This window comes from Microbacterium resistens, assembly GCF_021172025.1.
GTDB lineage: Bacteria > Actinomycetota > Actinomycetes > Actinomycetales > Microbacteriaceae > Microbacterium > Microbacterium resistens.
In genome coordinates, this window is record NZ_CP082781.1 from 2,001,924 (window position 1) to 2,015,124 (window position 13,201).

The window sequence follows — 13,201 nt, forward strand, 5'->3', positions numbered from 1 at the left end:
TTCTCCTCATGGGTACCTCTCCGAAAGTTCATATTGAATGTCGGGAGCCCTCTGTAGACGCACGGATGCGGCACAGCCCTACGCCAGGCGTGGTGGCGCAGCGTGAGTCAGAGCGCTTGGGCGGCATGGAGCGCCACCAGTGCCAGGCGTGTCGAAACCCCAAATCGACGGAGGATCTTCGTGACGTGCACCTCGACGGTGCGTGGCGAGAGAGCCAGGCGCGTCGCGATTTCCCTGTTACTCAATCCCTGCAGCACTAAGTCGAGGACGTCTTGCTGACGCGCAGAGAGCGAAGCCACAGACGGCGGCAGACCAGTCGTTGCGTCGACGGCAACTCCTGCAGGAGTGAGAAGAACCGCCTTCGCCGCGAGTGGTGTCGGCCAGTTCTGGAACTGAGGGGCGCACGAGGTGCGGTCCTCTGAGAATGGTGCCGCTGGGCCGATGTCTGCAAACGCTTGAACGAGCATGTTGTCAATGCCCGCTTTCCCGAGACAGGCTTGTGCGTAACGGATCACTAGGCCACACCAAGGGCGAACGAGCGGCAAGCGCCCCGCCGCCCCGATCAGGAGGGACGCGGCATGCTCGTGTCGCCCATCCAGGATCAACGCTGTGAGTTGTGAGACCACCAGCAACGCCTCGGCAAGCGGGGAGAGTTCATCCGCTTCCAGGCCACCCAGCAGCACTCTCGCATGCAAGACATCCGCAGACCGAGGATCGAAATGGGCCGTGAGGTACACCTGACGCAAGCTCACGACGAGGCGTAGATCTGCATGCGAGCGGGCCACTGCCTCTAGCGTGCTGAACATCTGCGTTGCCTCGGCCTCCGTGAAGAACGCACCATCAGGGCCGGAACGAAGAAGCGCCATGGTGTCTATCACGTCCGCCATGGCTTGTGGATAGGTCGTATCAAGTGCGGACTGGGCGGCGTGCCGGGCGTCCTCGAAAGCACCGCACCAGAATGCAGCGATCGCCGCCATCCCCCAGGCGCGCGCTGATCCCGCGGCTGCCGCGGCCGCCCGTGCCGCACGATAGGCACCCGCAGCGTCACCACCGGCTAACAGATCGTCAGCGAGCGTGAGCAGTGGGCCCGCGAGGGCGTGACGTTGCTCTGGGTGAGCGGCGAACCGATGCGCAACCGACGCCAAGTGACGGCCGCGTCTCTTCGCCACGCGAGCCAGCGCATCGAGAGCGGAGCGTCGCTCATACTCCGTTGCATCACGCAGCAGACATGCTCGAACCGACTCCTTAGCAAAAGGCGGCTGGCCGCCGTCGATGGAGAGAAGGCCGGACAGCCCACTCGCGAACAATAGATCGACGTCTGCACCCGCGGCATCCACAACATCGAGCACAGGAGCAGCAGGGTCCAGCGCAAAGAACAACAGCAGGCGCCGCTGGGCCTTGGAAAGCTCCTTGAGAATCGGTACTCGCCTGTTCGGGGGTAGGGGTAGCGGATCCGGTAGAACCGCATCCCCGCGAAGTTGCTCAGCGCTCAACAACCGCGCGCATTCCTCCACCAGGACGGAATCGCCATCTGCGAAGACCGCGAGTTGGCCGGCGACATGCGGGGCCACGGGGTTCCCAGCCGACGCGCTCTGCGCGATCTGTAGCGCCCGAGACAGTCCCGCGACGACGTCCTTTCTGCCTCTGCGTTGTCTCATCCGGCAGGCACAGCGGTGACAACCAGATTGTCGACGAACTCTACCGCCCCCGTGCTGTCGTCGAGCCGTCCCGCGCACGTGATCAGCACCAGCCTGCGGTCGCCATCCTGTTGCCACATCTCGGGACGAAGTCCGTCTCGGGGGACGACCTCGGACGCCACCACGACCCAGTCCCGTCGTTGACCGGTCTCGTCAGCGGTGGACACTACATCACCCGCCCCCAGGAGAGCCAGCTGCGCCATCGGAGCCAAAGCACCAGCGCGATCCACCACATGACCGGCAATCAACGTGCTGCCCCGATCAGCGTTCAGCGGCGCTGAACCGGTGAAGACGCCTGCTCGCTCGGGAGCGGGGATCTCAAAGTCCCCGGCCTCATCGAGCCCCGTCGTCACGAGGCCAACGTGGAGGGACCCATCTGCATCGACCAGAGTGTTCGGAGCGGGAGGTTCGACCGCGGCGGGACCTGCCGTGACTACAGGAGCAGCGGACACGTCAAAGGGTGCCGGTGTTTTCAACGCCTCGAGAACGTGAGTGCGTGACACGTTCTCAGTCCCTCGCACGATTCCGAGTGCAATGAAAGAGATCGAGACTCCGAGCAAGACAACGCAGAGGACGACTACCGCTACTCGAGACGTGCGGCGATCAGTGCGCGCCCCAGCCATACGACTTCTCCTACTACCCGAGAGATGAGATGTTGGAGGCACCAGAACGGTGCCCCCAACATGGGTGCTATCGCTCTCCTCGATCTTCCTCTTCCCGTCGCCTCTCCCGCGCCATGACGATCATCGCGACGATGGACAAGCCACCGACACCGAGGAGGACCTGCCAGGAGATATCCTCTCCGGCGAGCGGATTCCCGGTGAATGCACGCGGCTTCTGCTCTTCGGCGGGTACTACCGGTGTCGACGGGGTCTCGGAAGGAGTCGGCGTCGGCGTCGGGGTCGGGGTCGGCGTCGGCGTCGGCGTCGGCGTCGGCGTCGGGGTCGGCGTCGGGGTCGGGGTGGGTTCAGGCGCTTTGGTCGTCTTTACGACGGCGTCAGCTGTGGCCTCGAGCGGCGTCCCGCACACGGAGGGCGCCGTGACGAGGACGGTGTTACGTGCTTCTCCTGCCTTCTCGTCGTCAACGGTCAGGATGTACGGGTCTGACGCGAATCGAATTGACTCCCCGGCGTCAAGCGACCCGTCCCAAGCACGCTCGGGCGTCAACGCCAGGCCAGCGCGATCCAGCGCCTCGTCAACGACCACGGCATCCGTCCAGCGCACGTTGCCGGTATTGGTAAGGGTCACGTTCCAGGTGATCGAGTCGCCAGCGTCTCCGCGAACCTTGTTGCCGTTGGTGTCCTGCACAGTGCCGGCTTCCTTGGCGATGGACACCCCGGGCCGAGTGTCCACCTGCACGGAGTCGTCATCCCACGATTCGATCCATCCCTTGATGCTGTCGCCTCGCGCCGACGCCTTGTTGACGAATCCGCAGTTGATCATGTCTTGTTCCGTGAGCGTGTACGGAAGCGACTCCACGCGGTACTCCTCGCCCCGCGCAAGATCGCCGACGAGCCCGCCCTCCACCAGCGGGACGCCGAGCTTCTCCAGCAGCGGATCGGTGACGTAGACGCCATTCAGCGGAAGATCGCCCTCGTTGCGACCGGTGAACGCGAACACGACTCGGTCACCGGCGTCGACGAGCCCATTGCCGTTTACGTCTTCCACGTCCCCGTGAGACTTGCTGAGCGTCAAGCTCGGCGTGCAGGCAGCTGCAGCACGGGCGCGCATCTCGTCCGCGAGCTCCGCGATGGTGATGACCCTGTCAATCGACCAACCATCCTGCAGGCTCTGCATGGCCTGCTCAACCTGGTCGTTCGACGTCGGGTAGAGCGGGTCATCGAGACCATGGAAACCGGGCCGGTCGGTGCGGATGAAGATTGTCTCGAGATGCATCCCGGCGGCGCGTATCTCATCGGCCACCGCCCCGGCAGCTTCGGCGGCTTCAGGGTCGAAACGACCCCACCCGCCGACACCGACGTCGTTTCCATCAGCATCCGTGTACACATTCGGTACCCCGTCAGTGACGAACACGACCGTGTCCGCTCCCTGCTGCTTGGCTTTCTCGAACGCATCTCGCAGACCTGCTTGCCAGTTCGTGTACCCCGACATGTCCGCGTCGAACTCGTATCCTCCGACATGTTGCTTCAGCTGGTCAGCACCGTCTTGAGACGAGACCTCCACGTCCAGCATCGACGGCGCCGATGGCAAGGGCGCGATCTGGCCAAAGCTGGTGATTCCAAGCGTGACCGGGTACGCCGATCCCACGAAGCTCTGCACCGCGTCTTGAATCTGCCCCTTCGCGTCCACCAGGTTGGCGTCCGAGTACGAGCGCGTGATGTCCTCCGCCACTACGGCGTTGATCAGGCATTCACCGTTCGGTCCGGTCGCTCCGAATGCGACTGAACCTGTCATCCATCCGGCAGCGCTCAAGGCTCCGATCGCGCTTGCCGTGGCCATGGTCGTGGCAATTACTCGAGCGGTACGTCGTTGTCTTTTCATCGGTTTCCCCCCTGGATACCTGTCCGATAGTCGTGCGCCAGTGCCGTGGCTCAGCCGACACTCGACGGAGCCCTGTGATGGCACACACTAAAGAGGACGAGGAGGGACCCAGATTCTGGATCCCTCCTCGAAGAGCGGTGCTATCGGCCTAGTCGTGGTCAACCAGCCGAAGAACAGCGTCGACAATGCGGGCGCTAGCTGTCCCGTCACCGTACGGTGACGGTGTGCGTGCGAGACGCTCACGGACACCGGACAGCAGCATCTCCTGGGCCACACGGAGCAAATCGTCATCCGGGGTAACCAACCTCGCGAAACCAGCATCGACCGCCTCGGGACGCTCGGTAGAACGCCGAACCACGAGCAGCGGCTTCTTCAAGACCGTTGCTTCCTCCTGTACACCACCAGAGTCGGAGACGATCAGCGAGGCCCGACGAGCCAGAGCAAGGAAGCCGTCATGCGGCACCGCGGCGCGAACATCGATCCCCGCGAGTTCGCCGCCTAGCCGATGCCGTTCGACGGCGGCGGCCGTCCGCGGATGGATCGCGAGAACCGTACGCAGCCCCGTGCGTCGCAGGTCCCGGAGAATGCGCCGCAACGCCGCGGGCTCATCCGTGTTCTCCGGGCGGTGAATCGTCGCCAGCACATATGGCTCACCCGGGATCGCCCACGCGTCATCATTCAGTAGACGAAGGCTGCGCTCAACCGCCTCGACAACGGTGTTCCCGGTCACAAGTATCCGGTCCTCCTCAACTCCCTCCCGGCGAAGGTTGTTCGCCGAGGCCTCCGTGGGAGCACAATGAAGGTCAGCGAGGACCCCAACCACCAGACGGTTGATCTCCTCGGGCATCTGGCGATCTCTGGACCGCAACCCTGCTTCCACATGGATGACCGGGATCCCGAGATAGTTCGCCGCTTGGGCTCCTGCGGACACAGAGTTCGTGTCTCCTTGGACGATCACTGCGGCAGGCGGAGCCGCGGAGAAATGACTGAGAAGCTCAGCTGTTCCCAGCGCCACCTGCATGCCTCGCGGGGCGCCGCCCATCGTGCGCAACCGGACATGGGGTTCACCGATACCGAAGTCCTCGAAGAACTGACCGGCCATCCCCTCGTCCCAATGCTGGCCCGTGTGGATGACCCGGGCGCGAGGGCCGAGGAGGCGGATGACCTCCGCGAGCTTGATGATCTCGGGACGAGTGCCGAGCACTACGGCGATGTCACCGAGAGCGGGAACAGTGGTCACTGATATTGCCTTTCGTAGGTCAACGCTCGACGAGCGCATCTCGGAGCGCCTGTTCGATCCAGGGCGCGAAGAAGTCCTTGCCTGCCGGTGTGAGGTGCACGTTGTCACTCAGGAACAGCTCCCGACCCGCCGTGTCGGTGGTGCGGCACGTGCCCGTTCCGCACAATGCGACACCCATGTCGGCCAGCCGCACCTCGGGATGACGGTCCGCTGCCTGCTGGAGCAGCAACGTGTATGCGGCCGTCACGGTCGGATCGGTGATGATGCCGTTCGTGGGACGATCAGCGACAAGCACGATACGTGCCGCCGGAGCGTCCTCATGCACCAGGTCGACGACCTCGTCGAGCAACTCCGAGTATCGCGACACGTATTCGGGATCTTTCGGGCTCAACCAACGACCATCGATGAACTGGTCACTGGCGTCCCACCCAAGGTGCACAACCACCGCGTCAGTGGGTTGTGCAGACAAGGTCTGAGCCCACGTTGTACGCCAGTCGGGGCATGCGGTCGTGTCCCACTCGTATCCACTGGATGCGCGCACCTTCGTCGCGGGCATGATCCCGCAGCCGCCCTGCCCCCCATCCACGACAGCGACGGACTCGTTGCCGTGGCCGATGAGCGCTGCGGCCAGATCGTTCGCCAACGAGTCACCCAACGTCACGACGAGAGGGCGACCGCCCTCCATCCCCGGAGGCATCTCCAGGCCGCCAGACGTGTCAGGGACCAGGTCGACAGCGCTGGCCTGCTGCGCTCGAATGAGCGGCAGGTAGTGGCTGCCGGCGGCGATGAGTCCGACTGCGACCAGCAGCACGGGCAGTGTCGGCCATGGCCGCCACTTCGCACGACGGATCCGCTCTGTGATGCCGTGGTGGAGAAACGCCGCCAGCAGCCAGGTCAGCGTGGCACCGACGAAGAACAGAGTCAGCGGTGCGATCGTCGGAGTGAGCTTCTGCAGTACCCAGTACACGGGAAGATGGAGCAGGAAGACACTGTAGGAGACAACGCCGATCCCACGGAACAGCGAGAACGAGAAAAACGGCACCAGAACGTTCACCGGGAAGCACAGCGTCGCAACGAAGACCGTCGCGCTCACTGCGACGAAAGCCAATCCCCCCTGATACAGCCACGGCTCGTGATAGGACGTCGCAACCACACTGGCACCGACGACGCCCACCAGCGACAGGACGGACAGTGCGCTCACCACGGCGCGCGAAGCACGGCCAGGACTCTTAGACCCGGATATCCGAGAACGAATCCAGAACACCGCTGCAGCTCCCGCTGCACCGGCGACAAAGGCGACTGCGCGAGCATCCGTACCGAGATACAGCCGGTCGGAGTTGCTCCCGTCCCACAGCAAGGGAGCCACCAGAGCCGCGGCAGCGGCAAGCAAGACCAGCACGATCGCCAGTGCACCCGGATGCCGGCGGCAACAGAACCAGGCGGTGAGGACGAGGAAGGGCCAGACGAGATAGAACTGCTCCGTCATCGACAACGACCACATCTGCGCCAGAGGCCGGAACTGCCCCGTGGCGTCCCAATACGCTGTGCCGTCTGCGATCTGAGCCCAGTTCGCCCCCTGCCACAACGCCCACCACGACTGCCCGCCGATCTCCGCGAGCTCGCGAACGTCGCTGACGAACCACGCCGTCACCAGAATCGCCGCCAGTGTGACGAGCAGACCCGGCAGCAGCCTCTTGACTCGGCGGCCGAAGAACGCCCCCACCCGCATGCGCCCGGTGTCGGCCAACTCACGCAACATCAGCAAAGTGATCAAGAACCCCGAGATCACGAAGAAGACATCGACGCCGAAGAGCCCGCGGGGGCTCCAGTTCGTGTGATAGAGCATCACCGAGACCACTGCGAGGCCACGGAGCCCGTCGAGCGCGGGGAATCGCCAAGAACGACTCGAGGGTGTCTCCGTGACCTGCTCGGGACGCGCCAGCGGCAAGGCAGACGGACCCGCCGGCTCGCTGCCCCCCAGAACACCTGCGGAGCGCTGTGCACGCAGATCGCGACGGCTCGTTGGGCGTTCCGCCGGTTGCGTCTCCGACGAAGTGACACCGTTCACTTCAGCCTCGCCACCAACTGGTCAGGACTGGTCTGCTCCGCGTTCCGGATCGTCTTCGCCCAGCCACTCTGGCGGCGCAAGACCTGCAGAAATGCCTTCCACGCGACCGCATAGATCAGGTAGATGTACAGCATGTACGACAGGCCCCACCCCGTCGCTTGCAGCACGGTGGATTCCGGTTCGCTCTTGATTCGGTACAGGAAACCCCAGACCGCGAACTCGCCGATCCCGATGATCGCGTAGCAGAGCAGGAGAATGGCGCCGCCCGCCTGCATGTACGCGCCGAACAGAGCCGGGTACATGATCGCGTTGTAGGCCATGATGATCAGCGGCCACGGGTAGACGATCGTCCCCACCAGTTGCAGCCAGGGCTGCAGCAGGAAATAGGTGACTTCCAGTGCGCCCAGGTTCGACAGGTGACGGGAGGCCCACACCTTCGGGAGGTACTGGAAGCACTGCATCGTCCCCTGCGCCCACCGGGCACGCTGCGTCAGATACCGAGGCAACGAATACAGCGCCTCCTGGTCCACCCACGCATCTGGGGTGTAGGCGTTGCGCCACCCCCCGAGCAGCAGGTGCAAACCGAGCTCGAAGTCCTCCAGCAGCGCACCGCGCCACGGCCCCTGCTCGGTCGAGATCTCCGCCAACGCCGACCACCGGGCCAACTGGCCGTTGCCGCCGACGTTCACCGTTCGAGTGAATCGTCGGCTGAGTTGGATCGCCGAGATCGGTCCACGGAACTCGATGTCCTGCATACGGACGAACGTGCGGGCTGCGAGGTTCTTCAACCAGTCCTCGCCCGGATACGGACGCCGCTCATCTCTGTTCGACATGCGTACCTCGACCTGCACCGCGGCGATGTCCTCGGCGCCGAAAAGGTCAGGCCCGGCGCAGATGTCCAACAGGTTGGCGGACGGCCGCCCATCAGCGTCGACCACGACCAGTATCGTCCGGGCAAGGTCGACGTCGCCGACGATCTCGCGCATCCGCAACCAGGCGTAGTTCAGCGCATGCGCCTTGCCTTGGCGAGCCTCCGGTCGACGACGTTGGATCAGATGAATATGCGGGTTGCGTGCGGCTCGGTCCCTGACGATCGACGCGGTGGAGTCCTCCGAGTCGTCATCGACGACCCACACGTCCGCGTGGGGGAAGTTCTCTTCCAGGTAGGAGATGGTGTGGCCGATCACGGCTTCTTCGTCCCGACACGGGATCACGAAATGCCAGGTGAACGTGGACGCGTCGCCAGGCGTTCCAGGCGTGCGACGGAGGAACGGGACGACGATGGCGATGACGTAACTGAGAAACAGCGCTCCCATCACCAGCGAGAACAGGATCGTCATCGACAGGAACGCCGAGAAGGTCATGATGACGAATCCCGGCCCAATGTGCGCCGGCGCCCGATCGCCATGACCGCCAAGAAGGCAAGAATGACCAGGATCAGGCCGACCAAGACGACGGCGGATCCATAAACGGTGTGTGCCCACCCGAATCCGTCGAGACCGTCTTGCATCGTCAGGTGAGCGATCAGCACGAGGCGGGCAGCGTTCACCGCCAGGAGCAGTGCTGCTCCGAGGACGACTGCGGGTATCGCACGCCATACCGAGGCACGTCCGCTCGCCAGCATGGCGGCGGCCACGAGCAGGAACGGAACGATCAGCAGGACGACGCTGCAGGCGATACCGATATGCAAAGCGAACGCGCGGTGTCCGCCGAGCCCGACGAGCACTGATGTGCCGTCAGCGTCGATTCTGGTTCCGGTGTCCAGCACGGCAGCGATAGCCATCTCTGCGATGCGAGCCTCGAAGCGCTGAGACGCATCCAGAGTCAAGAAGAGTCCGACGCTGGCAGTGACGAGCAGGATCGCGAAGACCCATGCTCCGGCCGAGGCCCGATTCCGACGTGAGTGATCGATCGAGTGTACTTCGGCGACGCTCGCCATGAGAATTCTCCCCTCTTCGCCCGCACGCACTCACGTGCAGGCAGGGGTGCCGCCGTCCCCGCGACGGCACCCCCAGTGTTACCTACAAGTGCAGGCCAACCAACCGATGTCAGTTGGTGCTGGCTGCGCGGCGACGGAGAGCCGCAATGAGCAGAGCACCCAGCCCGAGAACACCCGCACCCGCGACAGCGGCCGGATGCGCGACCGGGATCTCGAGCTCGTCGATGAGGACCGACAGCTCCACCGGGGCGCAGTTGTCGCTGCTGGACACAGTCAGCGTGTTGTCACCCGTAGCGAGACCCGCAACCGTCGCAGACCAGGTCCCGTCATCCGCGACAACAACCGTCACCGGGCCCGTGGGCGAACCAGTGACCGTGATCGTCTCCCCCGCCTTGCCCGTCCCGGACACGACGGCCGACTTCCCGGCCTGGTCGACGTTGCCGATCGTCCCCGTCAGCCCCGCCGTGCAATCCGCCGGCTCCGGGGTGACGGGCGTAAGCCCACCCAAGTACAGAGAGTCCGCCCGTTCCACGCTCTCGTTGGTGAAAGCTCCGAGACCCATACCGCCTTGTGCGGACCAATCAGCCAAGTAGAAGCCAGGGTAGTCAGCGAGGGCCATCCGGCCATCCTCGAGAACAGTAATTTGAACTGCAGAGTCACACGATCCGACGTACGCACGAGAGGAGAAGTTGGCGGGGGGCCCCTGAATCATGAGACACTCGCCCGATGAGTTCATAAGGGGACCTGTCGTCCCTGGGGCAGGGAATGTCCAGATCTCCACATCCTGCTGGAAGGCGGGAGGAGTAAGCACTCCTGGCGTACCAAGCCTCTGTTCTCCCCGTAGCTGTCCCGTTTCGGTGGTCCGATTGAAGTTGTTCCAATACCAGATGGACGAACCGATAGCAGGATTGTGCGTGCCGGTAGTCCGGTAAGTAGTGCGGGTGATAAAGGGCCCCTGAAGTCGGTCGCCCTGAACAGCGGCCTTGACAACGCCTGTGTCGACCGTCGCAGCGGAGGCCGGTGCGACGGCAGTTAGAGTGAGCCCGCCGGCGATCACCGCGGTGAGCAGCGAACCACCGATGGCACGCTTGAGTTTGACGCTCATTGTTTTCCTTTCCTGCTGTGGAATCGGAGGAAATCAAGGTCGAAGAGACCGGTCTTCACCGGAGCGAAGACTGAGAAGACGTTCCGTCATCTCGACCGCTTGGACCCATCCCCCGAAGGGCCCAACGGCGTTTGTGGCCGGGCTAGCGCTAGATAGTGGACTCCTGGCGCTTCAGATATGCGCTGCGAGCGACGAATGCGCCCGATACAATAAGCCCCAGTGATACCAGGACGATGCCGACGGCGCTAAGTCCGTCTACACCGGTCGTAGCCAAGACTCCACCCGGGACGAGCAGCCCGCCGGGTGGCGGAGGCGTGTTTCCGTACATCTCTCCCCTGTTCTCAAGGGCGCCTCCCCATCGATCATGCGGACAGCGCGCGGTTTCTATTTAAAAAGACGAGGAGACGCGACGAATCTGACATCGCTTGATGTCAACGATCGTCGACACCCTGCTCGAGAAGCCCGTGCCGATCGGCTACTCGGACGGCATCCGCACGGGATGAGACGTCAAGTTTCTGGTAGATCGCGCGGGCGTGCGTCTTCAGCGTGTTCATCGAGATCCCCAGACGGTGTGCGACGTCGCGGAGCGACCCTTCCTCCGCAAGCGCGACGAGGACGCGACGTTCACTTCCGCGGAGGACCACGGGCGCGGACAGGGGGTTCCGTTGCTCTCCCGCCGATAGCTCGCCCGGACAGACGAGCCTCGAAAGTTCCGAGGGAACCGCCAAGAGGACGCGGCGCACGCCCTCGCGTTCGATGAGCTCTCGAGCGACCTGGATGGTGTGCCCGGCTTCGACCGAGTCCTGTGGATTCGGCCAGAGACCCATCAGGAGCGCCTCGGCGCGGACGCTCGGGCCTACGTCCTGGTTGGTGGCGAGGCGTCGCATCGCTCTTGCGCCTTTGAGAGGCGATCCGCAGAGCACCTCGGCGCTTGCCCGCGCGAGCGCGAGCTCTGGTGTCTCTAGTGTCTCCTCCGCGCCGAGCTCGTTTGTCGCGGTGGACGGTCTCCCCATTGCGATGAGCGCGTTCGCCCGAATCGCCAGGAGAGTGGACCGCGCGAACGTCTGCGGCTTGACACTCCGCGAGATCTGCGTGAGCGCGGCTTCCTCAAGCACTGCTGCTGCCCCGCCGTGAGCCGTTCTCCACCGGGCGCTGCCAAGGAGCAAGAGCGGCCAGTAGGGGTCCGGGATCTCATCGTGGACGATTGCCTCGATGAGATCCTTGGCCTCAGGCTTGAGACTCTCCGCCGCGACGAGCGCCCTTGCACCTCGTGTGAAGGAAGAGGGGCCGTCTGGATCAGATAGCAGTTCGACGCGGCGGAGCGCGAGCCGTGCTTCACGAAGTCGTCCTTGTGCGGCATGGATCAGTGCGATGCGCTCGCGGGCGCGCAGTTCGAGTTCCTGCTCGTTCGCCATCGCTGCCCGAAATGCCGCGTTGTACAACTCCGTCAACGCCTGCCAGGTTCCCTCAAAATGCAAGGTAGCGGAGGCAAGAGACAGGAACATGTTGGCGGAGTTCGCCGCGGATACCGGGCGACCCGGTTGTTCCAGCCATGCGCGAAGCCGCCTCGCGTAGTCGACTGCTCCTTCGCGATCTCCAGCTCGCAGCCGGATCCCGAGCCCGTGATGCAGGTGTTCCCCGGGGTCTTCCCCAGGTGCGGCGAAGGGCGAAGATGGGACGGGCGCTGCGCGATGGCGAGAGCGCGTTGGTTCCAGCGATGTCATGCCGCAACTCTCTGCGAGATATCGAGATACCGATGAAGCCCTTTTGCGCACCTTGGGCACTGCCATAATTGGGAAACCTGTGGGCAGCTCTCGCCCAATGACGCAGATTTCCACAGGTCGCGCGCGACACGCGTTTGCGCGCGCGCACACTCGTTACTGTCACACTCGCTTCGAATCATGTGCAGGAAGAGTTCGGAACGCAGGGCCTTCTTCGCGCGGTACGCGACGGTGCTGATTGCGGGTGCTGGCTGTCGATATTCGGCTTCGAGGTCTCGCGGCTTGCGTCCGTTCACGACCACATCCATCAACACCCGCCGCTGGTCGACCGGCAACCGTCGCACCGCTGCCTGAATATCGGCGTACTCCCGGTGTTGATCGACGCGGGAACGATCATCGTCGTAAGTCAGATCCACGGTCAGGTCATCGATCGGCAGTACCGCATGGCGTGGCGACTTCAGTTCGTCAAGGAGGCGGTTTCGCATCGCCTGGGTCACGTAGGCCAGAGCATTGTCCGTCGGACCAGTACCCTTGAGCCACTTCTCCCACGTCGCGGCGACGGCCCCCGCCAAGAGGTCATCTGCGTCAACAAGACCCCGTGCGATGTAGCGCGCCCTGCGCACGAGAATATGCCAGTTCTCGTGGAGCGCATCGATGCCATCATGCTGCGCCCTTACAGGTTCTCCCGTAAGGGCGCGAGTCGCCTGCCTGGCATCGAGCGCAAGATCCGCATTCGCTGACATGTCTTTACCTCTCCCCTGCCGGTTCACCGGCTAAATAAAGGGAGTGCACATTCGCGCGTCGCGTAGGTGCAGACGGAGAAGATCACCCATCAGCTCACCCGCGACGTCACCCGGGTGATAGCCCGGACTGGGAGCAGATGAACCACTACACCTGCTCCCAGCCGTTGGGGAGGAAGCCCGCCCGTG

General features: G+C 63.9%; 10 protein-coding genes. All 10 read right to left on the reverse strand.

The genetic code is table 11. The features are described from left to right. Nucleotides 1–107 precede the first annotated feature (107 nt). Nucleotides 108–1,571 (reverse strand): helix-turn-helix transcriptional regulator, encoded by a 1,464-nt coding sequence (locus K8F61_RS09560; RefSeq protein WP_231821489.1) that lies wholly within the window; start codon nucleotides 1,569–1,571, stop codon nucleotides 108–110. 83 nt (nucleotides 1,572–1,654) lie between these two features. Further along, complete coding sequence (locus K8F61_RS09565) at nucleotides 1,655–2,050, reverse strand: class F sortase (protein ID WP_231821490.1); 396 nt, start codon at nucleotides 2,048–2,050, stop codon at nucleotides 1,655–1,657. A 337-nt stretch (nucleotides 2,051–2,387) separates the two neighbouring features. Then, nucleotides 2,388–4,157, reverse strand: a complete 1,770-nt coding sequence (locus K8F61_RS09570) for a DUF7507 domain-containing protein (RefSeq protein ID WP_231821491.1) — start codon at nucleotides 4,155–4,157, stop codon at nucleotides 2,388–2,390. Between the two features lie 190 nt (nucleotides 4,158–4,347). Beyond that, nucleotides 4,348–5,439 (reverse strand): non-hydrolyzing UDP-N-acetylglucosamine 2-epimerase, encoded by a 1,092-nt coding sequence (gene wecB / locus K8F61_RS09575; RefSeq protein ID WP_231818840.1) that lies wholly within the window; start codon nucleotides 5,437–5,439, stop codon nucleotides 4,348–4,350. 19 nt (nucleotides 5,440–5,458) lie between these two features. Continuing rightward, nucleotides 5,459–7,285 carry an SGNH/GDSL hydrolase family protein gene (locus K8F61_RS09580; protein WP_231821542.1) on the reverse strand — a complete coding sequence of 609 codons (1,827 nt, stop codon included), beginning with the start codon at nucleotides 7,283–7,285 and terminating at the stop codon, nucleotides 5,459–5,461. A gap of 218 nt (nucleotides 7,286–7,503) precedes the next feature. Continuing rightward, nucleotides 7,504–8,871 carry a glycosyltransferase gene (locus tag K8F61_RS09585; protein WP_231818841.1) on the reverse strand — a complete coding sequence of 456 codons (1,368 nt, stop codon included), beginning with the start codon at nucleotides 8,869–8,871 and terminating at the stop codon, nucleotides 7,504–7,506. After that, nucleotides 8,868–9,446, reverse strand: a complete 579-nt coding sequence (locus tag K8F61_RS09590; protein ID WP_231818842.1) for an archaeosortase/exosortase family protein — start codon at nucleotides 9,444–9,446, stop codon at nucleotides 8,868–8,870. The genes K8F61_RS09585 and K8F61_RS09590 overlap by 4 nt, the downstream gene beginning before the upstream one ends. A gap of 109 nt (nucleotides 9,447–9,555) precedes the next feature. After that, the gene (locus K8F61_RS09595) at nucleotides 9,556–10,551 is read right to left on the reverse strand and encodes a hypothetical protein (protein WP_231818843.1); all 996 of its coding nucleotides are present in this window, start codon (nucleotides 10,549–10,551) and stop codon (nucleotides 9,556–9,558) included. Between the two features lie 431 nt (nucleotides 10,552–10,982). After that, nucleotides 10,983–11,966, reverse strand: coding sequence for a helix-turn-helix transcriptional regulator (locus tag K8F61_RS09600; protein WP_231818844.1), 984 nt, complete (start codon nucleotides 11,964–11,966; stop codon nucleotides 10,983–10,985). Nucleotides 11,967–12,271: 305 nt separating this feature from the next. Next, on the reverse strand, nucleotides 12,272–13,042 hold the full coding sequence (locus K8F61_RS09605) for a sigma-70 family RNA polymerase sigma factor (RefSeq protein WP_231818845.1): 771 nt from the start codon (nucleotides 13,040–13,042) through the stop codon (nucleotides 12,272–12,274). Between the last annotated feature and the right edge of the window lie 159 nt (nucleotides 13,043–13,201).